The organism is Rhizobium anhuiense bv. trifolii (assembly GCF_024346605.1).
In the GTDB taxonomy this organism is placed as follows: domain Bacteria; phylum Pseudomonadota; class Alphaproteobacteria; order Rhizobiales; family Rhizobiaceae; genus Rhizobium; species Rhizobium anhuiense.
Genome location: NZ_CP098801.1, coordinates 292,718 through 319,616 on the forward strand (window position 1 = coordinate 292,718; position 26,899 = coordinate 319,616).

The 26,899-nt window shown below is 59.2% G+C and carries 23 protein-coding genes and 7 pseudogenes; 13 read left to right on the forward strand and 17 right to left on the reverse strand.

What is annotated here, in order from left to right:
- Positions 1-12: 12 nt before the first annotated feature.
- Entirely contained in the window at positions 13-1,278 is a 1,266-nt protein-coding gene (locus NE851_RS01420) for a serine hydrolase domain-containing protein (protein WP_254955851.1), read from the reverse strand.
- Positions 1,279-1,469: 191 nt separating this feature from the next.
- On the opposite strand from NE851_RS01420, the gene NE851_RS01425 reads away from it, so the two are divergent.
- The 4 genes and pseudogenes from NE851_RS01425 to NE851_RS01440 all read left to right on the forward strand — a co-directional run.
- Positions 1,470-2,369 carry a LysR family transcriptional regulator gene (locus NE851_RS01425; protein ID WP_254955852.1) on the forward strand — a complete coding sequence of 300 codons (900 nt, stop codon included), beginning with the start codon at positions 1,470-1,472 and terminating at the stop codon, positions 2,367-2,369.
- A 510-nt stretch (positions 2,370-2,879) separates the two neighbouring features.
- Positions 2,880-3,302, forward strand: a complete 423-nt coding sequence (locus NE851_RS01430) for a helix-turn-helix transcriptional regulator (protein ID WP_409527201.1) — start codon at positions 2,880-2,882, stop codon at positions 3,300-3,302.
- A 724-nt stretch (positions 3,303-4,026) separates the two neighbouring features.
- Positions 4,027-5,046, forward strand: a complete 1,020-nt coding sequence (locus NE851_RS01435) for an Lnb N-terminal periplasmic domain-containing protein (protein WP_097596147.1) — start codon at positions 4,027-4,029, stop codon at positions 5,044-5,046.
- 185 nt (positions 5,047-5,231) lie between these two features.
- A pseudogene (locus tag NE851_RS01440) lies at positions 5,232-5,401 on the forward strand (alcohol dehydrogenase catalytic domain-containing protein); the annotation flags it as partial.
- A gap of 379 nt (positions 5,402-5,780) precedes the next feature.
- Here NE851_RS01440 and NE851_RS01445 read toward each other — a convergent pair.
- From NE851_RS01445 to NE851_RS01490, 10 genes are all read right to left on the reverse strand, one after another.
- A complete protein-coding gene (locus tag NE851_RS01445) occupies positions 5,781-6,818 on the reverse strand; it encodes a Gfo/Idh/MocA family protein (RefSeq protein WP_097622646.1) in 1,038 nt (345 codons plus the stop codon).
- Positions 6,819-6,834: 16 nt separating this feature from the next.
- Positions 6,835-7,284 carry a type II 3-dehydroquinate dehydratase gene (aroQ, locus tag NE851_RS01450; RefSeq protein WP_097596145.1) on the reverse strand — a complete coding sequence of 150 codons (450 nt, stop codon included), beginning with the start codon at positions 7,282-7,284 and terminating at the stop codon, positions 6,835-6,837.
- Positions 7,285-7,312: 28 nt separating this feature from the next.
- Positions 7,313-7,681, reverse strand: coding sequence for a 5-carboxymethyl-2-hydroxymuconate Delta-isomerase (locus NE851_RS01455; protein WP_097622647.1), 369 nt, complete (start codon positions 7,679-7,681; stop codon positions 7,313-7,315).
- A 25-nt stretch (positions 7,682-7,706) separates the two neighbouring features.
- Positions 7,707-8,582 (reverse strand): shikimate dehydrogenase, encoded by an 876-nt coding sequence (locus tag NE851_RS01460; protein WP_165932291.1) that lies wholly within the window; start codon positions 8,580-8,582, stop codon positions 7,707-7,709.
- A gap of 12 nt (positions 8,583-8,594) precedes the next feature.
- Complete coding sequence (locus tag NE851_RS01465) at positions 8,595-9,317, reverse strand: amino acid ABC transporter ATP-binding protein (RefSeq protein ID WP_097596143.1); 723 nt, start codon at positions 9,315-9,317, stop codon at positions 8,595-8,597.
- 64 nt (positions 9,318-9,381) lie between these two features.
- A complete protein-coding gene (locus tag NE851_RS01470; RefSeq protein WP_097596142.1) occupies positions 9,382-10,221 on the reverse strand; it encodes a transporter substrate-binding domain-containing protein in 840 nt (279 codons plus the stop codon).
- 51 nt (positions 10,222-10,272) lie between these two features.
- On the reverse strand, positions 10,273-10,923 hold the full coding sequence (locus tag NE851_RS01475) for an amino acid ABC transporter permease (RefSeq protein ID WP_097596141.1): 651 nt from the start codon (positions 10,921-10,923) through the stop codon (positions 10,273-10,275).
- An 11-nt stretch (positions 10,924-10,934) separates the two neighbouring features.
- A complete protein-coding gene (locus NE851_RS01480) occupies positions 10,935-11,603 on the reverse strand; it encodes an amino acid ABC transporter permease (RefSeq protein ID WP_097596140.1) in 669 nt (222 codons plus the stop codon).
- A 76-nt stretch (positions 11,604-11,679) separates the two neighbouring features.
- On the reverse strand, positions 11,680-12,510 hold the full coding sequence (locus NE851_RS01485; RefSeq protein ID WP_097596139.1) for a sugar phosphate isomerase/epimerase family protein: 831 nt from the start codon (positions 12,508-12,510) through the stop codon (positions 11,680-11,682).
- Positions 12,511-13,245: a GntR family transcriptional regulator gene (locus NE851_RS01490; protein ID WP_097596138.1), complete on the reverse strand. Its 735-nt coding sequence runs from the start codon at positions 13,243-13,245 to the stop codon at positions 12,511-12,513.
- Positions 13,246-13,530: 285 nt separating this feature from the next.
- Between NE851_RS01490 and NE851_RS01495 the strand changes: the two genes are divergently transcribed.
- From NE851_RS01495 to NE851_RS01510, 4 genes are read left to right on the forward strand one after another with little or no spacing between them, the layout of a single operon-like run.
- Positions 13,531-14,424: a dioxygenase family protein gene (locus NE851_RS01495; RefSeq protein ID WP_097596137.1), complete on the forward strand. Its 894-nt coding sequence runs from the start codon at positions 13,531-13,533 to the stop codon at positions 14,422-14,424.
- A 21-nt stretch (positions 14,425-14,445) separates the two neighbouring features.
- Entirely contained in the window at positions 14,446-15,228 is a 783-nt protein-coding gene (gene hpaH / locus NE851_RS01500; protein WP_097596136.1) for a 2-oxo-hept-4-ene-1,7-dioate hydratase, read from the forward strand.
- Between the two features lie 8 nt (positions 15,229-15,236).
- Positions 15,237-16,004 (forward strand): 4-hydroxy-2-oxoheptanedioate aldolase, encoded by a 768-nt coding sequence (gene hpaI / locus NE851_RS01505; RefSeq protein ID WP_097596135.1) that lies wholly within the window; start codon positions 15,237-15,239, stop codon positions 16,002-16,004.
- Positions 16,005-16,038: 34 nt separating this feature from the next.
- Positions 16,039-16,770, forward strand: a complete 732-nt coding sequence (locus NE851_RS01510) for a transporter substrate-binding domain-containing protein (protein WP_254955863.1) — start codon at positions 16,039-16,041, stop codon at positions 16,768-16,770.
- Between the two features lie 413 nt (positions 16,771-17,183).
- Here the strand turns inward: NE851_RS01510 and NE851_RS35235 are convergent.
- Positions 17,184-17,628, reverse strand: a pseudogene (locus NE851_RS35235) (helix-turn-helix transcriptional regulator); the annotation flags it as partial.
- A 2-nt stretch (positions 17,629-17,630) separates the two neighbouring features.
- Between NE851_RS35235 and NE851_RS01515 the strand changes: the two are divergent.
- Positions 17,631-17,969 (forward strand): annotated as a pseudogene (locus NE851_RS01515) (ISNCY family transposase); the annotation flags it as partial.
- A 299-nt stretch (positions 17,970-18,268) separates the two neighbouring features.
- On the opposite strand, the gene NE851_RS01520 reads toward NE851_RS01515, so the two are convergent.
- On the reverse strand, positions 18,269-19,300 hold the full coding sequence (locus tag NE851_RS01520) for an IS110 family RNA-guided transposase (protein WP_097596471.1): 1,032 nt from the start codon (positions 19,298-19,300) through the stop codon (positions 18,269-18,271).
- Positions 19,301-19,421: 121 nt separating this feature from the next.
- On the opposite strand from NE851_RS01520, the pseudogene NE851_RS01525 reads away from it, so the two are divergent.
- The 4 genes and pseudogenes from NE851_RS01525 to NE851_RS01540 all read left to right on the forward strand — a co-directional run.
- Positions 19,422-20,221, forward strand: a pseudogene (locus tag NE851_RS01525) (ISNCY family transposase); the annotation flags it as partial.
- A 318-nt stretch (positions 20,222-20,539) separates the two neighbouring features.
- The gene (locus tag NE851_RS01530) at positions 20,540-21,088 is read left to right on the forward strand and encodes a dihydrofolate reductase family protein (RefSeq protein WP_206114755.1); all 549 of its coding nucleotides are present in this window, start codon (positions 20,540-20,542) and stop codon (positions 21,086-21,088) included.
- 275 nt (positions 21,089-21,363) lie between these two features.
- A pseudogene (locus NE851_RS01535) lies at positions 21,364-21,787 on the forward strand (GNAT family N-acetyltransferase).
- Between the two features lie 289 nt (positions 21,788-22,076).
- Positions 22,077-22,397, forward strand: a pseudogene (locus tag NE851_RS01540) (molecular chaperone HtpG); the annotation flags it as partial.
- A 62-nt stretch (positions 22,398-22,459) separates the two neighbouring features.
- Here the strand turns inward: NE851_RS01540 and NE851_RS01545 are convergent.
- From NE851_RS01545 to NE851_RS01560, 4 genes and pseudogenes are all read right to left on the reverse strand, one after another.
- Positions 22,460-22,894, reverse strand: a complete 435-nt coding sequence (locus NE851_RS01545) for a hypothetical protein (protein WP_245445218.1) — start codon at positions 22,892-22,894, stop codon at positions 22,460-22,462.
- Positions 22,895-23,161: 267 nt separating this feature from the next.
- Positions 23,162-23,430, reverse strand: a pseudogene (locus NE851_RS01550) (SMP-30/gluconolactonase/LRE family protein); the annotation flags it as partial.
- Between the two features lie 784 nt (positions 23,431-24,214).
- The gene (locus NE851_RS01555) at positions 24,215-25,582 is read right to left on the reverse strand and encodes a metallophosphoesterase (RefSeq protein ID WP_097623324.1); all 1,368 of its coding nucleotides are present in this window, start codon (positions 25,580-25,582) and stop codon (positions 24,215-24,217) included.
- Positions 25,579-26,892 carry a protein kinase domain-containing protein gene (locus NE851_RS01560; RefSeq protein ID WP_097623325.1) on the reverse strand — a complete coding sequence of 438 codons (1,314 nt, stop codon included), beginning with the start codon at positions 26,890-26,892 and terminating at the stop codon, positions 25,579-25,581. The genes NE851_RS01555 and NE851_RS01560 overlap by 4 nt, the downstream gene beginning before the upstream one ends.
- Positions 26,893-26,899 lie beyond the last annotated feature (7 nt).

The following is a 26,899-nucleotide window of genomic DNA, read 5'->3' on the forward strand; positions in this document are numbered from 1 at the left end:
GTCGGGAATGCATCAGGCGAGGCCGTCGTATAGGCCGCGCTCGAATGTGCCGTAGAGCTTCACGACCTTTTCGTCGTAGAACGGCAGAACCTGGGTGAAGACGGCGCCGGTCACCTTCCGGACCGGATCAAGCCAGAAGTAGCAGTTGAGCAGGCCGGCCCAGGAAATGCTGCCTGCCGACGGACCGTTCGAACCGGGCAGGGTGTTGATGTCGAACGAATATCCCCACTTGTGGGGCTCACCGGGAAACTGGTCGAAGCTGCGGGAGTAACCGGGCTGGGCCGTCGTCATGGCGTGCACGTCGAGGTCGCCGATCTGGTTGCGCATCATCGCGGCGACCGTTTCAGGCTTCAGCACCCGCGCACGCCTATGGGTGCCTCCGTTCAGTAGCATGCGCAGGAAGGCCATGTAGTTGCGCGGCGTGCTGAAGGCGCCTCCGCCGCCCATGAAGAATTCCGGCCGCTGGGGCATTTCGAATGGCGCGGGTGTCAGTCCGCCGTCGGCGTTCCTGTTATGGAAGGTGGCGACCCTGGCCTTCTGCTTGCTGCCGATCAGGAAGCCTGAATCTGTCATGTCGAGCGGGGCGAAGATGTTCTCGCGGAAATAGACCTCCAGCGACTGGTCGCTGACCGCCTCCACCAGCTTTCCGACCCAGTCCATGCTGATGCCGTATTGCCAGCGATCGCCGGGATCGAATTCGAGCGGTGCCAGGAAAGCGCCGTTCTGGCTGGTCGCGATGTCCGGTATTCCTGTAACCTGCTCGTAGCGGATCAGCGCATCGCTCCAGATTGAATGGGTGAGCAAGTGCCGCACCTTGATGGCCCGCTTGGCCGGACGCAGGCGTGGCTGGCCGCCGCCGTCGAAACCCTCCAACACCATCGGATTGGCGAGTTCCGGCAGATATTTCCCCGCATCGTCCTCGGGATCGATCCTGCCCTGCTCGACGAGTTGCATGCAGGCCGTGGCGGTGAAGGCCTTCGTCATGGACAACAGCCAGAACACCGTATCGGCCCGCATCGTCGCTCCGGTAACTGTATTGGCCTTTCCGAAGGTCCCTTCGTAGATCATGCCGTCCGGTCCCGCGGCTGTGGCAACGACTCCTGCCACGGTCCCGTCGCGAACGGCCTGCTCCATCGCTACGTCGATCTGTTTGAAATTTCCGGACCGCGCTTGCGGTTTGGCTGCCAGCCCATGAACAGGCGTATTCGCAGCGACTGTACCGGCTGCGAGCAAGAGGCCGCCGCGTGCCAACAGGCTTCTGCGTGAGATCGCATTCATGGATGAAGTTCTTCTTTGCAAGACCGGAGATTTCCGCGGTTCCGGCATGCCGCTGGCGCCGTCCGGGCGCTGAGGAAGTATTTATGGGACGAACAAAGATGATTCACGCGCATTAAAATCAAAGGTAAGATGATTTCAAATCATCATGGCGAGACGGTCGGCGAAGTCTGACCTTGCGGCGGAGAGGGTGCATGAGTTTCGACACGCGGCTGCTGACCGGGGTCGGCGTTTTCGGGGCAGTGATCGAGGCGGGCAATTTTGTGCGGGCCGCGGATGTTCTCGGCCTCACGCCATCGGGGGTCAGTCGTGCGGTAGCGCGGCTCGAACAACGCGTCGGCGTCAGATTGTTTGACCGCAATCCGCGTGAGGTTACGCTGACGGAAGAGGGCGCCCGCTTCCATGCAAGGATAATGCCGTTGCTGGCCGGGCTGGAGGAGGCGGCCTCCGAAGCCGCCGGTTCGGCGGTATTCGTCGGCGGGCGGCTAAGGGTTTCGATCGATCCCTGGTTCGCGCGCATGGTGCTGGCGCCGAGGATCGGTGAATTTCTGGCGCGCTATCCCGCTCTGACGCTCGATCTAACCACCAGCAACTATCGCGAAGAGATGATGAGCGGCGCGGATGTCGCCGTGCGGTTTGGTCCTCCGGACGAATCGTCGCTGATCGCGCGCAAACTGCTAGACGTACCGGTGCTGACGTGTGCCGCCCCAGGCTATCTTGACCGTCACGGAGTTCCAGCCACGCCCCATGACCTGATGCACCACGATTGCATCCTCTTTCGCGACCCGCAGACCGGGCGACCGTTCACCTGGGAATTCCAGGGGGATAACGGCGCCTTCGAGATCAGGGCGGCGGGGCGGTTGGTCATGGACGATCCCTCCGCTGCCGTCGCGGCCTGTCTGGCGGGGCAAGGCATATTCCAGAGCTTTGCCATCGGTCTCGACGAGTGGCTTGAGAACGGGGCGCTCACGACGATCCTGACGGAATGGTCCTACGAGCAGTTTCCGCTGTACGCCTATCATCCGTCACGCCACATGCCGCCGGCCAAGGTGCGGGCTTTTCTGGATTTTGTTCAACGAATCGTGGCGACGTAGCGCGGGAGCATTCTTGCCGCCTCGCATGTTTGGTGTTGCATATCGGTCGCATGAGCCGGCGGGGAGCGGGTCAATCACCGAGCTCACGCGTTTTCCTAGCTGCCAATAGTGGCCAAAGGAGAACTGAAATGGGTATTGCCTAATACGATCCTAGCGCATTGGGCCGTCCGGGATGGAACGCCGGCCGAAAGGTCGGCGTCAACTGGCGATATCAAGTGGTCCTTGAATAAATGAATGGTGCACGGAAACGTCGTGTACCCCCGCCTTTTAGAGAAGGTCAGGGGCACGATATTCACATGACGACGTTGCCAGAAGAGCCGGCGGCGAGGCACGCGATTACTTGGCTCCTGCTGCAGCCTCGATGACTGCGGCGACTTCTGCGGCATGCGACGAAGGGACTGGCTTATTTTATGATGATGGAAGCTCAGACCGTGCATCCCGGCTCCTCCGCACTGCCGGCCGTGATCCACATTGAAAAGTCGGACGGCCAGACCGGCGGATGGCTTCGTGATGATCTCCCGGCTCATCGACGTGTTGATCATCCGGGTCATTCGAACCTGGGCACAGAGCAAAAACGCGGGTGATACCGGATGGCTGGGGGCGTTGGCGGACCCCCGTATCAGCCGTGCCCTCAAGGCCATTCACGACGACCCGTATCGCAAATGGAGCGTCGCCGATCTTGCGCGCGCGGTGGGAATGTCTCGGTCCAGCTTTGCCGAACGGTTCACTTCGTTGGTGAAGGAAGCGCCCTTGTCGTACCAGAACCGGTGGCGGCTCACTCTTGCACATGGGCTCATGCGGCATGCCAATGCGCGTGTCAGCGACGTTGCCAGAAGGATCGGTTACGAATCTGAAGCAGCCTTCAGACGAGCGTTCAAAGCTCAGTTCGGGATTCCTCCGGCGAGTGTCCGATCAGCAGATCCGCAGCCCTAGTTGTCTCTGTAGCGTTCACGAGCGTGCGTTACCTCGGCCCGGTGTTGCAGGGTCCAGGCGTGCAGCGCACGGAGTGGTGCTTCCAGTGCGCGACCCAATGTCGAAATTTCATAGGCAACGGCGATAGGCGATAGGCTGACAATCCGCCGAGGGCTCAACCCGATGATGCGGTTTCACGAGAGGCTTCGCGCATCATCTGAGCTCGTGCACGTAATGGGCCTACCGCAGCAGGAACAGCACGGCGCTCGTTACCAACATGCTGACCAGGAAATAGGGCGCGTTCACCATCGTGTAGTAGAACAGATCGGCCGAATATGTAGCACGAAGGTTACAATCTCGATAGCCCTGCGTGAAAGCCACCTTACAAGGAGGTTGTCGAGTCCCAACTCGTGAAGGTCTTGCACATCCGTTCTCAAAAGTCGCAAATTTTGATGGCGAACTGTATCTATTTGAGAAATCCGCCCTGGTTATCAGCTAGTTGAGGCCACATGGCTCAGCGCTCCGTCTGGCTCCTTTCCGCCGGGCATTGGGAACTTCGAATGTCGTCGTAACCTCGTCAACGGGGTGCCAGTTGGCACCGTCGGTCACGCCAGCGGAATTCAAGCCACACCAAGATGGAGGATCCGACGGCCTGTCGCTTCGGATAGGTTCTGGGCTTCGAGCCCGGAAACCGATAGGGTCCCATGATCAAGACGGACGCTTCAAACTCGTTTGGAAAAGCAAAATGGTTCGACCGGCCCGTGCGATCGTCATTGCAGTGCTCGTGTTGCTTGTTGCCTTTGCATCGGCCTGGTCGTCGCTCGCGCTTTGGTACCGTTTGCCGTTGCCCGATGTCGGCAGGCAAGCCAGCGCCATCTTGTTCGGGCTTTTTGGCGCCTCCGTCGTCGTGGCGCTCTTTGGCAGACGGCGCTTTCGTGCGGTCCTCGCGTTTGCGGCCGCGTTCGTCCTGGTTCTCGTCTGGTGGAGCACGATCGAACCGCCGGCAAATGGAGCGTGGGCTCCGGACGTCGCACGTCAGGTCACCGGCGAATTCGACGGTGATATGTTGACACTGACAAATGTCCGCGATTTCGAGTGGCGCAGCACCACCGACTTCACGGAACGATGGACGACGCGCAGTTACGTCCTGAACAAACTGAAGAGCGTCGACATGTTCATGTCTTACTGGTCAGGTCCGGCCATCGCGCATGTCATCATGAGCTTCGGCTTCGACGACGGCCGCTATCTGGCGTGGTCCATCGAAGTGCGTCGCATTTCAGGAGGTTCGTTCTCACCGCTGGCAGACCTCTTCAAAAACAGTCCTCTGGTCATCCTCGCCGCAGACGAAAGAGATGTGATCGGCCTCCGCTCCAATTTTCGCGGTGAGGACGTGCAGATCTACCGCCTGAAGGCGTCGCCGGCAGCTGCGAGGCTTCTTCTGCGCGAGTACGTCTCCGACGCAAACGCGCTCGCGGTCAAGCCCGCCTTCTACAATTCGCTGACGACGAACTGCACGACGACCATCATCAAGATGATGCGTGTCGCAGGCGACGCCGTGCCGATGGACTGGCGCCTCGTGGTCAACGGATACCTGCCGGAATACGCCTATGACCGTGGCGCGCTGGACACCTCGGTTCCCTTGTTGCAACTTCGGTCGGCCGCACACATCGCTGCAAAGGCGCACAACGACGGTCTTTCGCCGATGTTTTCGCAGGCCATTCGTGTCGGCGTCCCGTCGCCAGAGGGCGCGTTGTTGAAGCGTTGAGCAAGCAAAACGGCTAGGCAGCAACATAATGCCTCCAGAGATTTCGACTACGATAGGCCCTGCTTTTCGGGCTTTTCGTATTCGGCTCAGCACTATGGGTTCTTATCGCACGACACAGATAGCCCCTTGGTGATTTGCCTCGGGGACGTACGGCGGGTTACTTATGCTATTGTGGCCCTGATCTCATGCGGCTCGAGAATTTCGAACCGACCCTACCGGGCAAGGGCGAAGTGGCCGTCAAGGTTAAGATCGCTGCCATCAATCCGATTGATTGGAAGGTTGCGCCGGTCAGATGAAAATCGTGACGGGCAAGACATTTCCCCGTGCGATGGGCATGGAATCCGGTACGGTCATCAAGCCTTATCGTCTGGTTTGATATAGTATTATGCATAACTAAGTCTGATGATGCGCTTCTATATATCATCAACTGCGCCGCTCAGCGAGTACAATTAAACGGACCCGGTGCAACGGTCTTGAGCCCAAGTTGTAAGCACCTTTGTTTTCGTAACTTCCGTAAAATTCTAAGGTAATTACAGCAAGGTCCATGCCGCCATTTCAAATCCATAGCTTAAGCATGATTGCCGGAAGGTCTTCAGTTCATATCTTTTCAAGGCGAGCATTTCCCTGCCGATCAGTTACAACCCGGAGGGTCCTTCTCAGCAGTTCCGCGGATCCGACACCAACCCGCCGATCGTCTTCATAGTGCTTCAACAACCCGGCGCGTTGGGTTGTCTCTATCCTAGAACGACGCGCTCGCCACTTGCCGCGGATTGTTTGACGGCCAAAATGACCTTTAGTGTGTTCAGCCCTTCGCGCCCGCTGACCAACGGCGCTTCTTCATCGCGGATCACCTTGCAGAACTGCCGAATCTGTAGCACCAGCGGGTCTTCGTACTGGACGGCGACGCGGCGCTTTTCGAACGGCTCCCACCAGCTACGTTTTATGCCGTTCTTCCACACGTCGAGCGCAGGGATAGTCAGGGACCCGCGGGTCCCTCCGATCAAGTAACATGACTCTTCCGTTTTCGGGTAGACTGGGTTTTCACCCGTCGTCATCTCCCAGCTCCAGGGTGCGACGACGGAGTCCGAAACGGACGCTGTGGCAAGAAGACCGCTTGCGAATTCCATCAGGATCACCGAGGTCTCTTCGACGGCGTTGCCGCGGACGGCACTGGATTCGCGCGCCTGGACGGCAACGATGTCGCCAAAGAGGTAGCGCAGGTTGTCGACGTCGTGGATCAGGTTGAGGAAGACCGGGCCGGCCCCGGCCTGGCGCCGCCATTCGATGTCGAAATAGTCATCCGGCTTGAACAGCCAGAACATCGCGTTGGCGACGAGGATGTGGCCAAGCTCGCCGCTGTCGATGATCTCTTTCGCCTTCTGGATCATCGGATTGTGGCGGCGATGGTGGCCGACCAGAAGCGGAACGCCGGCGGCTTCCGCCGCACCGATCAGCTTTTCACCGGCCGCGACATCGTCGGCAATCGGCTTTTCGATCAGCGCCGGCACCCCGGCGGCAACGGCTTCGAGACCGTTGGTGACATGGATTTGGTTGGGCGTCGCGACGATGATGCCGTCGGGACGATCCGTCTCGATCATTGCCGCGAAGCTCGGAAACCATTTAGCGCCGGATTCCCGCGCGATCTGCTGCCCTAACGGCATCGGATCGACGACGGCCAGGAGTTCCGCCTGCGGCTCGGCAAGTACGTGCTCGATATGTCGCTTGCCGATCAGGCCTGCGCCGAGCACCGCAAGCCTTACTTTCCGTTCCATGCCGGCCCCTTTCGCGTCACTTCTTCTCGGCCGACATGATCAGGCTTGCCACCCGGCGGATCGCTAGCTGATAGCCTTCGGTGCCAAGACCGGCGATCACGCCATCGGCGCGGTGCGAGACGAAGGAGTGATGGCGGAAGGCTTCGCGCTTGTGGACATTAGAGATATGCACCTCGATGACCGGCTGTTCGAAGGTATTGAGTGCATCGAGAATCGCAACGGAGGTGTGGGTGAAGGCGGCCGGGTTGATGACGATGCCGGCGCCGTCCTCACGCGCTTCGTGGATCCAGTCGATGATCTCGTATTCGCGGTTACTCTGGTGAAAGCGGATGTCGTGACCGAGTTCAGAGGCGAGCCGGCGGCAATCGGCCTCGACATCGGTGAGCGTCTCGTGGCCATAGATATGTGGCTGGCGCTTGCCGAGCAGATTGAGGTTTGGGCCATTTAGGACGTAGATGAGGCTCATACTTGTTCCTTTCAAATTGCCGGAATGGTCACGGCAGTGTTGTCTCGTGGATTGCAAAATCGGGATCGGACTGGATGAGATCGGCACGCAGGGCGCAGCGCCCCTCGTCAAGTGCCGGACGTACGACGCCATCGGCTGCGTCATAGACCGTCTGCAATATTGCCCGTTTTTCGTCGCGCGTACGGCCGGGCGCGATCCGCAAGATGATCTGCACGAACTGATTGTCGGGATGCTCGTCGGCAACCAGCGAATGGGTGGCCTCGCGGGCAAAAGTGCGCACGGCATTTGGCTTGACCGCGCCGCTTTCACGCACGCTGCGATGAACGGCCTTCACCAGCGCCGGCACGTCCATACGTCTGCCGGCTCCCTCGCTATATTCGATTACGATATGGGGCATCGTTTTCTTCCTTCGCCAGCCTGGATCAGGAGGCTCGGCACAGTTCGTTGAAATGCGTGCTCATGCGTTCGGCGTCCGGTTCGATACCGCTGAAGAGCTTGAACGCCGCGGCCGCCTGAAACACCGTCATTCCGCCACCGGGCAGGGTGCGGCAGCCAAGGCGGGTTGCAAGCGCCAGAAGCTCGGTCATGAGCGGCATGTAGACGATGTCGGCGACCCAATGATGGGGCTCCAGCCAACTTTCCTCGATCGGCAGGCCCGGATGGTTCTTCATACCCGTTGGTGTCGCATGGATGAGCCCATCGGCGGTCCGCAGCGCTTCGCCGACATCGGTGATCGCGAAGGCGCGTTCTGCGGAAAAGCGGCTGTTCAGATCCCCCGCCAGCTTGCTGGCGCGTGCACTATCCTGATCGAAAATCGCGAGACGCTTGATGCCGAGTTTCATCGCGGCATGTGCCACCGCGACGCCAGCGCCGCCGGCGCCCAGAAGGACAGCCCGATGCCGCGGAACATCAGGAAGACCGCGCCGAAAGTTTTCATAGAAACCGTACCAGTCCGTGTTGTGACCGGTCCGTCTTCCATCCTTGAATACGACCGTGTTGACGGCGCCCAGCATGAGCGCGTCCTCGGACATATCCGTCAGATGTGGAATCACCGTCTGCTTGCAGGGGTGGGTGATGTTGCTGCCGGCAAAGCCGCGCGCTTCCTCTTCCGCAAGGAGATCAGGCAGGGCGGTGGCCGGAACGCCGCGCTCCGCAAGGTCGAGGAGTTCATAGCGATAGTCGAGGCCCTGAAGCAGGCCTTCGCGCTCGTGCAGAGCAGGGGATTTCGACATCTGGATATCCGCGCCGATCAGTCCCACCAACACAGCGCGCTTCATCGTTTCGTTTGAAACAGTCATGTGCGGATCGCCTTAATGATGGGCCAGGATTTCGCCGAGGAAGGCTTGGGTGCGCGGATGCGACGGATTGCGAAAGAAGGTTTCCGGCGGCGCTTCTTCGACGATTTCGCCAGAGGCCATGAAGATCACGCGGTCGGCCACCTGCCGGGCAAAGCCCATTTCATGGGTGACGCAGATCATCGTCATGCCGTCCCTGGCCAGACCGATCATCGTGTCGAGCACTTCCTTGACCATCTCAGGATCGAGCGCACTGGTCGGCTCGTCGAACAGCATGGCCTTCGGCTCCATGCAGAGCGCCCGTGCAATCGCAACGCGCTGCTGCTGTCCGCCGGAAAGTTGGGCGGGGTACTTGTCGGCCTGATCGAGAATGCGGACACGTTCGAGATATTCGCGGGCGATTTTCTCGGCATCCACCTTGCTGGTGCCCCGAACCCGCATGGGGGCGAGTGTACAGTTTTCTAGAATGGTCATGTGCGGAAACAGGTTGAAGCTCTGAAACACCATGCCGACTTCGCGCCTGACGGCGTCGATCGACTTGCTGCTGTCATTCAGCTTTGTCCCCTCGACCGTGATCGTGCCTTTCTCGATTTTCTCGAGCGCATTGATCGAACGGATCAGCGTGGATTTGCCGGATCCGGACGGTCCGCAAAGGACGATTTTCTCGCCTTTGCGGACCGTAAGACTGATGTTCTTCAACGCATGGAATGCGCCGTACCATTTATCCACGCTTTCCATCGAGAGAAACGGGCCTTGAGTGTCAGCGGCGTTTGGCACGGCGATCTCCTGCGTAGAACATGCATCAGTTGATGGTGAAGGGGATGTTCGGAATGGATTCGGGGAACTTCGGAACGTCCACTTTCATCCACTTCGCATAGACTTTGGCGTGCTCGCCGTTCGCCATGATCTTGTCGAGGAAGGCGTTGACGGCTTCATTCCAGTCCTTCTCGCCGAGTCGTGTTCCGACGCCATTGAATGTCGTGAGGAAATCGATCTTGCGTTCATATGTACCGGCGCTGGCTGCTTCCAGACGGTCGAGGTAGAACTGATTGCCACCGACCGCTTGCACCTGGCCGGAAAGCAGCGCCTGGATGGAGGCGGCATCATCGTCGAAGCGCCGGACGGTCGCCGTATCGCCGACAGCGGTGGTCACCGCCTTATCCTGCGAGCTTGACTTTGGAACGCCGATCTCCAAGCCTGCGAGATCGCCGACTTCGGCCATCTTCTTGTCCTTCGGACCATAGAGCGAAATCGTGTTGCCCGCATACGGCTTGCTGTACTGGATGGACTTGGCTCGTTCCTCGGTCATCGCCATGGTGGCAAACAGGATATCGACCTTGCCGGTGACAAGTGCCGGGATGCGATTGGCGACCGCGAGTGGTGAGAACTCGACCTCAACGCCCAGTTCCTTGGCGAAAAGCTTGGCGATATCGGCGTCGAAACCGTCCTGAACGCCGCTCGAATTGACGAAGCCCCAGGGTGCGTTGTCGCCCTGAATGCCGACGACGATCTTGCCCTTGGCTTTGACCTCCTCCACTGTCGCGGCCTGGGCAGACATCGGCGATAGCCATGGGGCGACTACCAGAACTGCCGCTGCGAACAGAATTCTACGGCGCTTCAGGCCGGTATTAATGCTGATCATTACCTTCTCCTCCTTGGTTGATAGAGCTTTTGTGTTTTTTGGATTGCCAACTTACCGGGCGGCCTTTGCCATCCGATTTTCGAGCCGGGTCCCATAGAGAGACAGGGGCCAGCAAATGATGAAGTAGATCGCGCCGACGATGCCGAAGATCAGCAGCGGCCTGTAGGTCTGATTGGAGACGATCTGTCCGGCGCGCGCGAGTTCGATGAAGCCGACGATGGCGGCAAGCGATGTCCCCTTGATGAGCTGGACGAGGAATCCGACGGTTGCCGGCAGGGAAACCTTGAAGGCCTGCGGAAGGATCACGTCCTTCATCCGCGAGATATAATGGAGGCCCAGCGCATTTGCGGCTTCAGTCTGGCCCTTCGGGATTGCCTGGATGCCGCCGCGCCAGACCTCGCCGAGAAAAGCGCTGGCATGCAGCGTGAAGGCGATGGCGACAGCCGCCCATGCCTCGACGCTGATGCCGACAAGTGCGATCCCGTAATAGACCACGAACAGCTGCATCAGCAGGGGTGTACCCTGAAAGACGGAGATATAGCCCGCCGCCGTCTTGCGGAGCGCGGAATGTGCAGACGTCCTGGCAAGCGCGATGATCAGTCCGAATATGCCGCCACCGATGAAACCGATCGCAGATAGAAGTAGCGTCCACTTCAGGCCCTGCAGGAGGAAAAGCATTTCGTTTTGGCCGATAACACTCATTGTCCTGCTCCTCACCGCACCGGATAGCTGAAGAAATGCCGCGAGATCAGCGCAAACAGCCCCATCATCATCCAGGAGATGACGAGGTACATGAGCGTGATCGTGAAATAGACCTCGAAGCTGCGGAACGTATCGGACTCGATGATCTGTGCGACGGAAGTCAGCTCGTAAGCCGCAATGGATGTGCAGACCGATGTGGTCAGCGTCAGCATGATGAACTGGCTGGTCAGCGAGGGATAGATAGCCCTGAGCGCCGGCTTCAGGACGATGAGGCGAAACACCTGCGCCTTGTGCAGGCCGAGCGCGAGCCCGGCTTCAACCTGACCCTTGTGGATGCTGTCGACACCGCCACGAATAATTTCGATGGCATAGGCGCCGCCATTGACGGCGAGCGCGATGATCGCCGTGGCGGTGGGATTGAGGCGAATACCCATCATCGGCAAGGCGAAGAAGATAAAGAAGATCTGCACCAGGAAAGGAGTATTGCGGACCACTTCGACGAAGGCGATGACGGCCGAGCGCAAGGGACGGATATTCGATGTCCGGGCGGCAACGCCGATCACGCCTACCACCAGCGCCAGCGACATGCCGGCCAGCGCAAGGCCGATTGTGGCCAGAGCCCCCATCAGCAGGTCGGGCATCTTTTCGAAGACAACGCTGAAATCCAGCACGTAGTTCATGACAATATCTCTCTCCCGTCGACGGGCTCCTCTGCCTGTCTCCGTGTCGTATTAGCTGTTGCGCTGTTGCTCGTGTTTAGCCGGTCAACGCACGGGTGGCATCGTAAAGGTGACGCAAATGCTCCTCGGGTGTCTGGCTGGAATGGATAGGAACCTCCACCGAGACGGCAGCGACTGCCGGCAACACTTTTATCAGGCTGGCAATGGGAAGCTCGCCCAACCCTGGGGCGAAACGTCCCGTTCTGGCCTCGCTGACCATTTGATCCGCCGTCGTCGGCGCGGGTCCACGGGCGTCGCAGAGCTGAATGCTCCTGATCATGCCTTGAGGGGCAGAAGAGACATCCTCGGCTTGGCCGCCATTGCGGAAGAAGTGCAGCGCATCGACCAGCACACCGGCATTGTCCCTGCACGATCCCTGCACGATCGACAGGGTGTCGTCAAAGCTGGCAACAGGGCGCCAGCCCATGTTCTCCAGATCGACGCCCATGCCGAAGGTGGCCGCAAGGTCGCAAAGCGCCGCGAAATTGGCGACAAGGCGCTCCCGATCCGGGTCGTCGCCGCAGACACTGAGACGTCGCGCACCAAGCGCGCTTGCTGCTTCCAGCACTGACGTCAGAGCAGCGGCATGGAAGTCCGGTCCGATGACTACGAATTCGATGTCGTAGAGCGAGATCCCTTCACCATCCAGACGGGCTTTAACGTCACGAGTTGCGTCGCTTCCGGTCGGCAGCTCATAATAGGGAGCGCCGGGAAATGCCGGATGAAGGCGCAGGCCAACCGACGAAAAGCCGGCTGCGGCGGCAAGCGACACAAATTTCGCCGGCTCGACATCAATCGCTGAAAAATGCGCGATCCCCAGCGACGGCGCTGAAATCTTGGCTGGTATTGTTTCCCGCCGCGTCTCCATTCAGGCAATTCCCTTTTCAGCGAGATGCCGTCGCAGATTTGTGCCGGTACGATGGATGTGCTCGCGCAGCCGGTCGCAGGCATAGTCCATATCCCGCGCCACTGTTCCTTGCGCGATTTCGCTATGTTCAACGCTGACATTGCGGTCGCCGGATGTGCGGGTGAGAAATGTGCGCCGATAGCGGTCGTTCAAGTTCAGCATGGTCTTGCAGAAACTGAGAAGCAGCGGCTTCCGGCAGCCCGATATCAGGGTGAGATGAAACTCCCGGTGGACGGCTTCCCACTGTTCAAGCGTTTCGGGTCTTGCCGCATCCCGTTCCGTGCGGTTCAGGCGGTGCAGCGCACGCATGACATTGCCTTCCCAATCGACATCGCCGACGCGCATAGATTCCCGCAACGCATATGTTTCGAATTCCTCGCGCAAACTGGTGATCTCTTCGAGGTTCGACAGCGAAACGGGCGACACGCGGTAGCCGCGATTGTCTTCGAACTCGACAAGTCCATCCGAAATGAGACGCGCCAATGCCTCTCGCAAAGGGCTGAGGCTGACGTTAAAGCTCTGTTTTGCCCGGTCGAGATTGATCTTGCTGCCAGCCTCGAGCTGGCCGGAAATAATCGCCTCGCGCAATCGCGACACCAACTGGCTGGCGATGGTATTTTTGCCGTCATCTAGAAAGGACGACGTTGCCGCCTCCGCGCCGCTTTCCAAAATGGGGCTGCCAGGTCCTGATTGCAATTGACATCCTCCCAGGTGGTTCCGCCGCCTTTTCAGATCGCGGAACTCATTATCGACGATCCGTATAATAAACGATTATTCCTGTCAACAGCTTGATGAGGGTTGGCGTCGATCTTCGGATCGCACACGGTCACATCCGGATTTTATTGAATAATATCAAGTACATTTTACTGAATTTTAAGCGGCCTACGCTCATCCCCTTAAAATATCCCGCATTTCGTGGAGGTTTGGCTTGACAAATAATCGATGATTTTTCAAAACAAGCACGCCCAAGGGAGGTGTGAGATGGTGATACGGACGCACGAGGATGTGACGGCGGCTGTTCAGAAGGTGATGGCGCAGACTGCCGATAGCCGGCTTCGCGAGATCCTGACGGCGCTGGTGAAGCATCTGCACGCCTTTGTTCGCGAAGTTCGCCTGACGGAGCCGGAGTTTCGCGATGCCACTGCGGTCCTCAACGAAATCGGCCAATTGCAGACGGACAGTCATAACGAGTTCGTCTTGATGTCGGGCTCGCTGGGCGTTTCGACACTGGTCTGCTTGCTCAACAATGGCGACCAGGGACAAACGGAAACGTCCCAGTCGCTGCTTGGACCCTTCTGGCGCCTCAACTCACCGCGCGTTGAAAATGGCGGTACCATCGTCCGGTCGGATACGCCGGGTTCTCCACTTTTCGTTCACGCGCGGGTGGTGGATGCACACGGTAAACCCATTGCGGGCGCCGAAGTGGATGTCTGGCACGCGTCGCCCGTCGGTCTCTACGAGAACCAGGATCCTGATCAGGCCGAGATGAACTTGCGGGGCAAATTCACGACGAACGCGGAGGGCCGCTTCTGGTTCAGCACGGTGAAGATGATCGGATATCCGATCCCGGTGGACGGTGTCGTCGGTCGGCTTTTGAAGGCCCAGGGGCGTCACCCCTATCGTCCGGCGCATCTACATGCGCTGATCTTCAAGCAAGGTTTCAAGACACTTATTTCGCAGGTTTTCGACCCGAGCGATCCGAATATCGATTCCGACGTGCAATTCGGGGTGACGTCCGCGCTGACCGGCGATTTCGTGCAGCATGACGAACCGCATTCGGAAGATCCGAGTGTGAACGTTCCCTGGTTTTCCCTGGAGTACACATACGTGATGGAGCCCGGCGAAGCGGTTCTGCCGCGTGCGCCAATCAAATAAACAAACGGAAGAACCATACCCATGTTGACGGAAGAAGAACACCGCCGCGCGGCGCAGGCATTGCTGGGCGCCGAGGAAAGCCGGGTGCCCATCCCGCAGCTCAGCAAGACCTATCCACACATCGAAATCGAGGATGCGTATCGCATCCAGGATCTTTGGGCGGAAGGCAGGATTGCCAAGGGCGCGCGCGTCGCGGGCCACAAGATCGGCCTGACGTCGCGCGCCATGCAGATGGCATCGAAGATGACCGAGCCGGATTATGGGCGCATCCTTGATGATGCTCTGTTCAACGATGGCGCTCAGATCAGGGCCGACCTCTTCATCAAACCGCGCCTCGAAGTGGAACTTGCCTTCGTCATGGGCGAGGATCTCGAAGGCCCGAGTACCCGCATCTACGACGTTATGCGCGCCACGGAATTCATCGTGCCGGCGCTCGAAATCATCGACTACAGGACCGAGGTTCCGCGCGCGATCACAGATACCATAGCGGATAACGCGGCCTTCGGCGCCATCGTCGTCGGCGGTCGCGTGATCCGTCCGATGGATGTCGACATCCGGTGGATCGGGGCGACGCTCTCCAAGAATGGGATCATCGAGGAGTCCGGCGTATCGGCGGCCGTCATGGGACATCCCGCGGCGGGGATCGCCTGGCTCGTCAACAAGCTCCATGCGGTTGGCGGCAAACTGCAAAAGGGGCAGATCGTGCTGGCGGGCTCCTTTACCCGCCCGGTTGACATCGCTGCTGGCGACGTCATCCACGTGGATTATGGCCCGATCGGCGCAATCGGCGTCGCTTTTGTATAGGTTAAAACATGAACCTTCCGGAAAATCGCTTCAAGCGGGCGCTGTTCGAAAAGAGGCAGCAGATTGGCCTCTGGTGCAGTCTGCCGGGCAGCTATGCGGCGGAGGTCGTCGCGCCCTCCGGGTTCGATTGGCTGCTGTTCGACACCGAACACTCGCCAGGCGACGTACTGACTGTCTTGCCACAGTTGCAGGCGGTCGCGGCGTACGATGTCTCGGCGATCGTGCGGCCCGCAAGCAATGATGTGGTTCTGATCAAGCGCTACCTCGATATCGGCGCGCAGACACTCCTCATTCCTTATGTGCAGAACCGTGCGGAAGCGGAAGCTGCGGTCTCCGCCATGCGCTATCCTCCTGCCGGTATCCGCGGTGTATCGGGACTGACGCGGGCGACGCGTTTTGGGCGTGTCTCGGGCTATGCCAGGCGGGCGGAAGAGGAGTTGTGTCTGCTGGTGCAGCTGGAAACTCGCGCCGCACTCGAGGCATTGGAAGCCATTGCACAGGTTGATGGTGTCGATGGCGTCTTCATCGGCCCGGCGGATCTTGCCGCCAGCCTTGGATATCCGGGGGAGCCCGGTCATCCCGAGGTCGTGGCTGCCGTCGAGCATGCGATCAGCCGCCTTGCAGCTCTCGGCAAACCGGCCGGCATCCTGACGCCGGACACCGCTTTTGCCGCCCGCTGCATTGAACTCGGAACGACTTTTACCGCAGTCGGCATCGATGTCGGCCTTCTCGCACGCGGAACCGAGGCGTTGGCAACGAAATTCAGGGAATCGTGACCGCAACATTGCGTTGTCGGGCAGGAGATCGAACATGACCGGCGATGTCACAGCTTCTCTCAGCGCACTGATCCCAAAAGGCTATCTTCGGGCGGCGGTAAACCTTGCAAACATCGCTTTGGTGCAGCACGACCCAGAGACAGGATCCGTTGAAGGGGTCAGCCCACAACTCGCCAAAGAGCTTGCGGAGCGCCTCGGTTGTCGCGTCGAATTCGTCGCATACCCATCAGCAGCCAAGATTCTGGAGCGGGTCGATCACGACGAGTGGGACATCGCCTTCCTGGCCGCCGATCCGGCACGTGAAGACAGGCTGCTGTTTTCGCCTGCCTATGCGATGATCGAGGGTACGCTGGTGGTTCGAGAGGCAACACCGTATCGCACCTTTCAGGACGTCGACGCAGAGGGCGTGGAAATTTGCGTCACCCGCAACGCTGCCTATGACCTCTATTTGTCCCGGCGTCTCGCGCGTGCCAGAATCGTTCATTCGTCTACCCCGGGGGAGGCGCTTGAAATGCTTGTCGAAGGTAAACATCACGCCGCGGCGGGTGTGCGGCAAGCGCTTGAGCGTTTTGCGGGCACCCATAAAGGCTTCCGCGTTTTGGTGGAACCTTTCCTCATTATAAGGCAAACGATCGCTGTCAGTTGTTCCCATCCGGCTGCGGGTCTGTTGGTGCGCGAATTCGTCGAAGAGGCTCGTCAACAAGGATTTTCGGAAAATGTCGTTCGCCATGCACAAGGCAATGGCGTTGCTTTGGCAGAGCAGTAGCGGTACCACAAATAGGTGGCCGACAATGAAGGCAGAGTGTTCAGCGTTTGAGGAGACAGGCTGGGGGCCCGATCGCAGCTTCGATCCCTGGTGGTGACTCAATCAATGGCGGCGTTGGCAACCCTCTCCACGCCGTCTTCGGCGCCTTAATCTTCACCTTGATTCCGATTGGATGCCTTGTCATCGGCTTTGATTCAAGGTTTCTGCAGATTGCCTTTGGCGTCGCATTGATTGCCTCTGTCGCCCTCACGCTTGATCGCAAGACGCTGTCGATCATCAAATGATTGCTTATTTGGCGCGCCAGAGTAAGTTTCCTCGCGAGATCCTCCCATCCGCCACCTTGTGCCCGGCATCAGCGGGGCATTCGGCCCATGCGCGGGTTCGGTGCGACTGGGCGCTCTCATTTCATTCGCGAAATACTGTCCGGCAGAAGCGCCAAAAGCCGTCCTGAACACCGCAATGAAGGCGCTGGGGCCTGAGTAGCCAAGCAAAAGGCGATATCGCCGACGCTTCGGCCGGCAGCGAGCCACTCCACTACTTTGAGAAGTTTCGCCTGCTGACGCCAGGCGCGGAAACTCATGCCTGTCTCAGATTGGAAATGGCGCTTGAAGCTGCGGGGGACATGGCCGCACGTGATGCAAGCGCATCGAGTGGCCAATCGGCACCCGGTTCGTCCCTGATGTCTGAAGCGATGCTACGGAGGCGCTCGGATGCCGGCGAGGGAAGGGACAGCGGCGCGATCGGACTCGCCTGGAGCTGGCCGAGAATGACCGGGATAAGTCTTTCGGCATGGGCACTGCCGGCGTCCGCGCGAGGTATCTCCAGGAACGCCAGGATAAGTTCGCGTAGGAGTGGCGTCCGGTGCAGCCGGGTTGGTTTCGAAGAAGCGATCACGGCCAAGCAATCGGCGCCACAGCGAGGAGTTTCGCAATGCGGCGCTAGACCTGATCCGCGAACGCTATCTCGATTTTGGCCCGACGCTGGCGCGCGAGAAGTTGATCGAACTGCATCACATCTCGCTCGCCAAGGAGACGTTACGACAATGGATGACAGAGGCCGGCATATGGGTCTCGCGACGCGAGCGTAAGAAGCGGGTTTTCCAGCCGCGTGGCCGGCGCGATTGCTTTGGTGAGCTCGTGCAGATCGATGGCTCGCATCACTGGTGGTTGTCTAATCGCATTCCATCCGTCAAGCTGATTTGAGCATTCCTCGACGTTGCCGTCTTGCGGGATGGGAAAGACGGCTAGACTGTTTGGATGGATCTGCCCTCATCGGCCGTACCGGCAGAGCTGTCCATTGCTGGGCGCAGGGTTGTCTCCGCGGTCGACAGATGTCGCCGCACAATGGTCTTCGCAGGTGGGATCTTCCTAATGTTCGAGGCGCAGTCTCAACGAGCTGCAGCCACTAGAAGCGGAATGATCCTGCCCACGTCCGCAGCAGGGACGCTCAGCGCCTCTAGTTAGATGACGCGCTGAGGGATGAAGGCTGAGCGCATCGCCTATACAGCGGCACCAGCCGATGCGTTGAACACTTCTCCTGTTCTGAGCATGCTGTGCATGATGACCGCAAGCTTTCGGGCAACCGCCACGGCGGCGCGCTTGAAGCCAAGTCGCTCGCGCAGCTTAAGTCCCCAGCTCTTGAGACTGCTCTCGGCCCTGGCGCTGGTTCTCGTCAAAAGCACTGTCGCCGCTTCATAAAGCAGCCCACGTAAACGATTGTCCCCCCTTCGCGAGATATGGGCGTCATAGTCGACCTCACCTGACTGATAACGTCGCGTTGTCAGCCCAAGCCAGGCGCCGACCGAGCGTGACGTTCGAAAGTTTTCTGGATTTTCAATTGCCGTAACGTAGGACACCGCTGTGACTGCGCCGATTCCCGGGATTGTCATCAATAGCTTCGTGGCTTCGCTTTGACGGGCCACTATAAGCAACTGGCGACCAAGATCGGCGGCGCGCTTGCGGATATCGTGCCACGCGTCCAAAAGAGGCAAGATGATCTTCGCAAGCTCGTTGTTCCCGTCCAAAAGCTTCCGCACATCGCCATCAAACACTCGACCCTTCGCTTTCGGGATGATCAGACCGAAGGTCTTCATCAGGCCGCGGATTTGATTGCCGAGTTGCGTTGAGATGTACAGGAGTTGTTCGCGGGCAGCCACCAATGAGCGGGTCATCATAGCGTCAAACGACTTGACGCGAACCGCTTTGTAAAAACCGGCTTCAGCGAGTTGAGCTAAACCATCCGCATCATTGGCATCGGTTTTGTTGAGCGTCTCGTTCAATACCTTTTGCGCGTGCCGCGCTTCTATACAGATCGCCGGCACTCCCTCGCTCGTCAGCACGTGATAGAACCACGTCGACAACGGTCCCGTCTCGAATACGACGCGCCGAGCGTAAGGGGCATGCTTGCGGATCATCTCCGCCAGAAGTTTTGGATCCGAAGGACATTTCCCCCGCCAGATCCGCTTCCCGTCTTCGCGGATCGAAATTGCCGTATCTTTCAATGAAACATCAAGGCCAATATATTGGTTCATGGTTGCCTCCATCCGATGTTTGGGCCCGGTTCCAATCGAGAGCCCGTTTTTCCATCTTATCGGGGGCAACCACCCTCGCCAGACCAAAAGCCGCAGACGATCGCGCCGCGATTACTCCATGTTCGAGAACCGCGGCCCCAAATGCGCCCTACTCGTCTATATCGATGACGCCACCGGCAAGCTGCTACATCTACGGTTTGCCGGATCGGAGAATACATTCGACTATCTGCACGCGACCAAGGCCTATCTGCAGCAATGGGGCAAGCCGCTGGCGTTCTACAGCGACAAGCATGGCGTTTTCCGCAGTACGCATGCTTCTGAGAAAGACCGGACGAGCGGCCTGACACAGTTCGGTCGGGCGCTTTATGAGCTGAACATCGACATTATCTGCGCCAACACCCCGCAGGCCAAAGGCCGCGTAGAACGCGCCAACCAGACGCTGCAGGATCGGCTGGTGAAGGAACTGCGGCTGAGCAATATCAATACGATCGAAGCGGCAAACCTCTATGCACCGGCGTTTATCGAGGATTTCAATGCTCGTTTTGGCAAGCCGCCACGCAATCCGAAGGACATGCACCGGCCGCTGGCCGACCACGAGAACCTCGATGGCGCCATGTGCCGGAAGGAAGTCCGTACTCTGTCGCAGGCCCTGACCCTGCGCTAAGACAAGGTGCTGTTCATCCTTGATCCAACTGATCTTTCCAGGCCGTTGGCGGGTAAGAAGGTCGTCGTTTGCGACTAAACGGACGGCCGCCTGGAGATCATGCACGAGAGCTTTGCCCTGCCCTACAGGACCTTCGACAAGTTGCGCTCGATACACAGACCCGAAGTCGTCGAGAACAAGCGTTTGGACGACGTGCTGTCGATCGTCGCCGGCTGCAGGCCGGGCGTGAACTGCAGCGCAGCAAGAGCGGCCCGCGATGGCGCGTAGATCCGGCCTCAGTCGCTTGGCGGTTGGCGTAGTCGTCGATCCTCAGAGGTAATAGCCGTCGAGTATGCCAAGTAGAGAGCCTCCTATCATTCGCGCGCAGCTTAAGTGCGGGCAGTACCCAAAATCCGTATTCGGGATGTCGGCGTCGGTGTCGCTCGAGCGTCCTTGGGAACATCAAGACAGTCCGCACGCGCACTCGGCTTGGCTGAACGAGCTTTGGCATCAATAGCCCACCCACGGAGCGAATTCCCACCGTCCAGTTTGGAAAAAGACCATAGGAGATAACAGTGTCTAAATCAGTGCTCTTCATGTCCATGTCACTGGACGGGTATATCGCGGGGCCCAACGATGAAGTGGGCAATCCCGGCGGCGACGACTTTATGCGGTTGCACGAGTGGTACGGGGATTTTTCCCGACCGACCGGACCGGTCGGACAATTGTGGGACGAATGGAACGCGCCAGGTGCGATTTTGGCGGGTCGGCGAACCGTGGAGCAGGTCGATCACTGGGGTGGTGACAATCACGGTGTCGCGATTTTCGTACCCAGTCACAGGCCGCCCGGGCCATCCGTCGCGAATTATCCCTTGGTCAAATACGTGAGCGACGGGATCGCGAGCGCAATGGCGCAGGCGAAGGCCGCCGCCGGGGACCGGGACGTGTTGATGCTTGGCGCGTATACGGCGCAACGGGCGCTGGAAGCTGGCGTGCTCGACGAACTGCAAATACACCAGGTTCCAGTCTTGTTCGGAGGTGGCCGCCGAATGTTCGAAGTCTTACCATCGCGCGTCGAGTTGGAGATCGTTCGGGTGATCGATACACCCGAGGCCACGCACATCCGCTACCGCGTCCGCCGCTGAGCCCGCCGGCCCAGCCATCACTCGTTTGTGGTCGCCAGCATCAAGAACACGGAGGGACCACGTCCTCTCGCGTCAGTACGAGTTCGCTGGGTACACATCCCGGAGGCCTCTTCCATGTCGTCGTCCGGTACCGGTAGCCATGACGGTTCCTCTTGAATTCTCAGAACCCTTTTACTCCGTGGCCGGTTTTACAGCGCCAATGCTTGCCTATCGGCCGCTGGAGACGCGATAGTGCTGTAGGACATTTTAGGAGACGTGTATTGAAAGGCATCCAATTGACCCAGCATGGCGACTACCGCATCGAGTCCCACGTCCCAGGTATTGACGATTATTTGCGCCTGCGCCAAGCCTCTGGCCTCAGCCCTTTTTCGAGAGAGGCTGCCGAAAAGGGGCTGCCCAATTCGATCTTTGGCGTCTGCCTGATGAGCGGTGACACGATCATCGGCATGGGCCGCATCATCGGCGACGGAGGCTGCTTCTCAGGTCACCGACATCGCGATCATGCCCGAACACCAGGGCAGGGGGCTCGGCAAGATGATCATGGCTGCACTGACGGACTATATCGAGAACCAGTTGCCGAAGACCGCCTATGTCAGTCTGATCGCCGACGGCCCGGCAAATTACCTTTACCGGCAGTTCGGTTTCGTCGAAACCACGCCGCGTTCGGTCGGGATGGCAAGGAACGTTGCCACCAAATAGAATGGTAAGGTTCCAAGCACGGGTCTCGTATCGAGGATCTTCCGTTGGCGGCACCAGTCATCCGCCGCAGGGCCTTGGAAGGATGCTTGCGTAAGTGATTCCTGAATACGCCATTGACTCCTGCATTTACGCTTTCGATTTCCGCCGACCGGCCGCCCAGGCTTTAGTTTCCGAGCAGAACCATCGTTCTCCACAGCCGGAATCGCGCTAAAGCATTTCACAGTCCCGAAAAACAAACTGAGGGTCGTACTGGCACTTTCCGAACCGCGGCGATCAAACAAGCGTCCATGTGGCTCCCGTTGGCACGGACAGCGCCGGTTTGGCGACATTTATTGGCTTCGCTAGAGAAAAACTGGCCGGTCAAGTCGCCGATGTTCGGGCATCCGACCGCTTGACGGAGAGCGCGGTCTGCCTGGTTGCGCCGGAAGACGGCTATGACAGGCAGATGGAAAAGATCCTGCAAAACGCAGGTCGTCTCCAGGCAGCCGCCAAGCCGATCCTCGAAATCAACCTGGCACATCCCGTGATTAAAGCCATCGCGGCCGTCGAGGGCGATGCATTTTATCAAGAGGACGCAACGTTGCTGTTGCTCGACCAAGCGCGCAATCTCGACGGCGAACGGCCACAAGATCCCTCAAAATTCGCGCAACGGCTGGTGAGGATTTCGAGAGGTCAGTTCGGTCGTAGGGTTAGCCCGTCCACGCTTTGCTTACCGACGTGGCGATCCTGCTGGGTCAGCTCAAACCCGCTCGGCACCATGTCAGGAGCCGAGCCCTCCCGGTTCCCATGGCCAAGGGTTGCATCAGCTTCCTGTCGCGGCCCTTGCGGCTCGGGACAATGCGCATAATCACCGGCTGGCAGGGGTTCGATTGCTGCAAGGAGTTCCGTCAATGCTCCAAAGTGCTCCCGCGCCGTCCTCAGTACATCAGCGGCGGCAATAGGAAGATCGATGACGGCTTCGAGCGCACGAACGACACGGCGGGCAGCTCGGCGGATTTCACGAGAAGACATATCGGATTTCAGGATCTCGGTCGCCAGGATGTATTTGGCGCGGTAGCTCGTCGCGTTCTGGGAGGAGAGCTGCCATTGGCGGTAAATCTGTTGCATGGCGTCTTAACGCGTCAGCTGCCGAGAACGTCGCCCATCATCTGCAAACACAGTGAATCGCATTTTAACTAAAACTTAAGCGTAAGTTAGCTGAGTCTTATTAAACTATCGCGCTCCGACCCGGCGCTCGAATGGTTTCTGTGCCCTGCCAATAGCCAGATATTGCGACCGCCGCCGCGGGCGGGCCTCGATGAGAATCCCGTCAACAGGAAGTCGGAACGTGCCGTGTCCGCCGGACGGCCCCGATATAGGCGCCAGTTCGCCAGCCTACGGCGTCTGGGCGCCGGTTGCTGCGACGTAGACCGAATAGAGTGAGCGGGTAGCGGCGATGAAGGGGCGGTTGCGCTTGGGCCCGCCGAAGGGGGAGGTTTGCAACGGTCTGGGGACACGGATCTTGCCGATCAGTTCCCCGTCGTGTCGACGCAGTGGATCCCATCGGCTGCGCGCGACCAGAGATTTCCGCTCACATCGGTGCGGATGCCGTCCGGAATGCCGTTGTCGATGTGGCAGAAGACGCGACCGTTTGCGAGTCGCAACTGCTCTCGGGTTCGAATAACTTCAGGGAGTTCCGACAGGTTTTCCGTCAGCACATCCGGGAGGTTTCGATTCGAGTCGCGGACACCCTGTGCTCCGCACGGCCGCGGCAGGATAGCTTGTGGAGCGGCACGTATAAGGTACAAACAGATCGGATGGCGCGTCGATCCGGCCTCAGTCGCCTGGCGCTTGGCCTAGTCGTCGATCCTCAGAAGTAATAGCCGTCGAGTACGCCAAGTAGAGAGCCTCCTATCAGGGAAAATATCAGCGGTAGGATGATGAACAAGAACATCACGAGGAGCATAAAGCGCATCAGGCACCCCCCCGCTGCTGCGCTTGCAGGTGGCGCTTCCGGAACGGGATAGGTCGACCGCCGACTGATACGACCGGCGCGGGAGAGAGCTCGAAGCATCTCCAGCATTCTTGCCGTGCGGATGTCGCCAGCTGAGGCGCCATCGGCCTCGACGTCGGGACGGACAGACCTCCGTCGCTCCTTCCGACCCCATGGCCCGGGGCTCGCATCCAGCGGTGGTGGTGCCGGGCGAGACGCTGCTTTGGGAGAAGGGGCCGGGGGACGTGGGCGAACGGGAGGGCGGACCGACGGTGCCGTCGGACGCAGCGCATCGCCAAACTTTGCGCCGCATTGCGGACATGCGGGTGCATCTAACCAGTGCCCCGGCGTATGGTTCTTACAGTAGAAGCGGACTTGTGCCTCGTGACAGGCCTCGCACTCACCGGCAGTCGCTGTGGCGGTGCCGCAGTTTGGACAACGCAAGATGACGCCTGTCATGGTTGAGGCTCCTGGCTCGGGTGATTGTCGATGCTATCGGCGGCCGGCTGCGGATAATAGGCACGGATCATTTCCGCGGGAATGTGCAACCGATACACGCTCGGCATGGCTCCTTCGACATATCGCGCCATGGTGGGAACCCGCTCGTAGGGCCCGAAAGCCTCGCGGCTCAACCGACGCGAAAGTGCGACGGTCGTGAGCAGCGGATTAGCTCGATAGTCGGGGAAGCTCGCATACCTGTCTTCCACGTGATCGTGGCCGCGTACCATATGTGTGACGGGCCGTCCGAGACCAGCACTCAAAGAGCAAAAAGCAGCGAAGTCCTCGTAGCCGAACTGGCTCCCGCGGGAGAAACGGTTTGGCAGCTTCCTGCGGGCTTTCGGATGGGCCCTTGTCCATACAAAATCAGACAGGCACATCGGGTTGTTCCATTCCCCCGACTCAGCGAGGTCGGGATGCAAGTCAACCAGCGGAAAGCCTCCATGGGCGGCAAGCAATCCGTCGGGAAAGAAGAGTGCGCGCGGAGCGTTCGTAAACAGGCGCACGGCAAGCTTACCGGCCCGCTCGATCCATTCGTGGGTGAGGTTAGCGTTGAGGAAGTCGGCAAAGTCCGATGGCGTCACGCTCGAGGAAAATCGTACGCCATCGTAAGACAGTGCTTCATCGTGATTGCCGGCGATGACGCACACGCGGTCGGGCGCGTCTACGATCAGTTCAAATACGCGGAGAAGGACTTCGAGGCTAAAACCCTCGTCATCGAAGAGATCGCCGAGAAACAGGGTCCTTGGTGGGCCGTCTCCGGGCTGCAGGTCCGGGGGTTTCATTGCCACGAGTGCAGCTTCGAGCGCCAGAAGATCACCATGCAAGTCGCCGATGATCCACAACGGGATTTCGGCATCGAAGTCCGAAATCTTGATGACTTTGTCGGTGGGATCGGCGCGGAATTTGTCGAACAACATGCCTGGGCCGTCGGCCCGGTCAAGCAGACCCTCCATTCTTTCCACCGTCGACCGAATATCGGAGCGGATGGAAGACGGGCTGGCCCGGTTGAGGACAGCTTTCCAATCAAGGTCATTCACATCGACGATTTCTAACGGAGCAAAGGCCGTCACCTTCAAAAGATCCTGGTCAGACGGCAGGCCTTCCGTCCTGGACGCCGGCTCTCCGTCCAACGGCGAACCAACCGCCGGTGGAGGTTCGGGGCCCAAAGCTGGAACATCTGCGGCAAGCGCGCCGAGGGGACTGGAAGGACCCGGCGCCCCTGGTTCGTCTTTGGGTACATCTGTCATCACCGGATGAGCCTCTGCTATCGCCGACTGCTCGCAGGGAGGATCGGACTTCTCACGTCCGCCGGCCGAGTTCATTTGTTGAGCGCCCGGACCGTAAGGGGCATCTTGGCGATGCCTTTGGCCTGGCGGCCGACCGCAATGCAATCACCTTGCCTGAGCGGATGAGGAGCTGTCAGGGTCAGGCCGTTCACCAGTGTTTCGTTGGTCGCACCAACCACGGGAGATACCACCCATTGCCGTGTGGGATTTCGGTCAAGGACACATTGGCGATCATCCCAGAACTCGCTTTCCGGCCCGAACTGCCGCAACAGAGGTTTTCCAAGTTCCGTCATCACCCCGATCTGAAGCGAACGTCCGCCCGCACCAAGCAATTCGATTCTCTCGGAAATGATCAGTTCTGCGGAAGCGGGAGGAGCGATGCCTTTTGTTGTCGATGCAGCAGCTTTCTGTCCGGAGAAGGCAGAGCCTGCGCCGCGTCCACTTAAAATAGCCCGAACTTCCGCAGCCGTCGGTCTCGCAGCGGGATCTGGAGACAGGCATCGGTGGAGGACGGAACTGACGTCGGCATTGCTCGCAGGTGCCGGCATCAACCCGGCAAGTGCCGGAGCTTTGGCGGTATAGCTCTGCACAAGCTTTGCATAATCAGCCTGGTCCTGGGTCCAGTACGGATGATGACCGGCGAGAAGTTCGTAAAGTATTAGGCCGCAGGTGAAAATATCCGAAGCCAGTCCCGGAATAGCGCCGCGCGTCATATGTTCGGGGGATCGATAGTTGTCAGTGCCAACATAACCCTGATGCCCGTGCCAGGGCGCGCGGCGGTCAGCCAACAAGGAGAAGTCCATATCGATCAGCTTAAGCTGGTAGCCGGAGCTGATCGACGGGTCAGTGATCAAATATGCGTTCGCCGGTTTGAGATCCGCGTGGACGACCTTGGATTCGTGCAGTGCCGCGATACCGGTCATGAACACCTTGGACCATGTGAGGTGACGTGCCCAAACCGTGGCATCGTTAGTTGCGGCCTGCTTGGTGCGACGATGCTGCTCCCGCTCCTCATCGAGCATTTGCTGCAGGTCTGCACCATTTTCGACGAACTCAAATGCCTGAAAGTAGCAAGGCCCGCCCCAGATCTCTTCGAATGCATCGACCTGGCGCACCGCAAATTGAGCAGCGCGGCCATTCCGCACGCGTGCTCCGAGCTCGTTCTGATAAGCAATGAAGGCCCCATACCAGACAACCGTCGGAGCAGGAGACTTGTACTGCTTGAGAAAAACTTTCTCGCCGCTCGAAGTCTCAGCTCCATAGGAAATAGCCATCATTCCCGGTCCGAAGACTTTCGTGACGCGATACTGCCGGATCCGGTCGCCTATTTTCAGCTTCTTGGCCATGGCTATC

Coding starts and splice junctions, on each gene's coding strand:
- NE851_RS01420 (WP_254955851.1), bottom strand. CDS start 1,278: ATGAATGCGATCTCACGCAGAAGCCTGTTGGCACGCGGCGGCCTCTTG.
- NE851_RS01425 (WP_254955852.1), top strand. CDS start 1,470: ATGAGTTTCGACACGCGGCTGCTGACCGGGGTCGGCGTTTTCGGGGCA.
- NE851_RS01430 (WP_409527201.1), top strand. CDS start 2,880: ATGATCTCCCGGCTCATCGACGTGTTGATCATCCGGGTCATTCGAACC.
- NE851_RS01435 (WP_097596147.1), top strand. CDS start 4,027: ATGGTTCGACCGGCCCGTGCGATCGTCATTGCAGTGCTCGTGTTGCTT.
- NE851_RS01445 (WP_097622646.1), bottom strand. CDS start 6,818: ATGGAACGGAAAGTAAGGCTTGCGGTGCTCGGCGCAGGCCTGATCGGC.
- aroQ (WP_097596145.1), bottom strand. CDS start 7,284: ATGAGCCTCATCTACGTCCTAAATGGCCCAAACCTCAATCTGCTCGGC.
- NE851_RS01455 (WP_097622647.1), bottom strand. CDS start 7,681: ATGCCCCATATCGTAATCGAATATAGCGAGGGAGCCGGCAGACGTATG.
- NE851_RS01460 (WP_165932291.1), bottom strand. CDS start 8,582: ATGACTGTTTCAAACGAAACGATGAAGCGCGCTGTGTTGGTGGGACTG.
- NE851_RS01465 (WP_097596143.1), bottom strand. CDS start 9,317: ATGGAAAGCGTGGATAAATGGTACGGCGCATTCCATGCGTTGAAGAAC.
- NE851_RS01470 (WP_097596142.1), bottom strand. CDS start 10,221: ATGATCAGCATTAATACCGGCCTGAAGCGCCGTAGAATTCTGTTCGCA.
- NE851_RS01475 (WP_097596141.1), bottom strand. CDS start 10,923: ATGAGTGTTATCGGCCAAAACGAAATGCTTTTCCTCCTGCAGGGCCTG.
- NE851_RS01480 (WP_097596140.1), bottom strand. CDS start 11,603: ATGAACTACGTGCTGGATTTCAGCGTTGTCTTCGAAAAGATGCCCGAC.
- NE851_RS01485 (WP_097596139.1), bottom strand. CDS start 12,510: ATGGAGACGCGGCGGGAAACAATACCAGCCAAGATTTCAGCGCCGTCG.
- NE851_RS01495 (WP_097596137.1), top strand. CDS start 13,531: ATGGTGATACGGACGCACGAGGATGTGACGGCGGCTGTTCAGAAGGTG.
- hpaH (WP_097596136.1), top strand. CDS start 14,446: ATGTTGACGGAAGAAGAACACCGCCGCGCGGCGCAGGCATTGCTGGGC.
- hpaI (WP_097596135.1), top strand. CDS start 15,237: ATGAACCTTCCGGAAAATCGCTTCAAGCGGGCGCTGTTCGAAAAGAGG.
- NE851_RS01510 (WP_254955863.1), top strand. CDS start 16,039: ATGACCGGCGATGTCACAGCTTCTCTCAGCGCACTGATCCCAAAAGGC.
- NE851_RS01520 (WP_097596471.1), bottom strand. CDS start 19,300: ATGAACCAATATATTGGCCTTGATGTTTCATTGAAAGATACGGCAATT.
- NE851_RS01530 (WP_206114755.1), top strand. CDS start 20,540: ATGTCCATGTCACTGGACGGGTATATCGCGGGGCCCAACGATGAAGTG.
- NE851_RS01545 (WP_245445218.1), bottom strand. CDS start 22,894: ATGCAACAGATTTACCGCCAATGGCAGCTCTCCTCCCAGAACGCGACG.
- NE851_RS01555 (WP_097623324.1), bottom strand. CDS start 25,582: ATGAACTCGGCCGGCGGACGTGAGAAGTCCGATCCTCCCTGCGAGCAG.
- NE851_RS01560 (WP_097623325.1), bottom strand. CDS start 26,892: ATGGCCAAGAAGCTGAAAATAGGCGACCGGATCCGGCAGTATCGCGTC.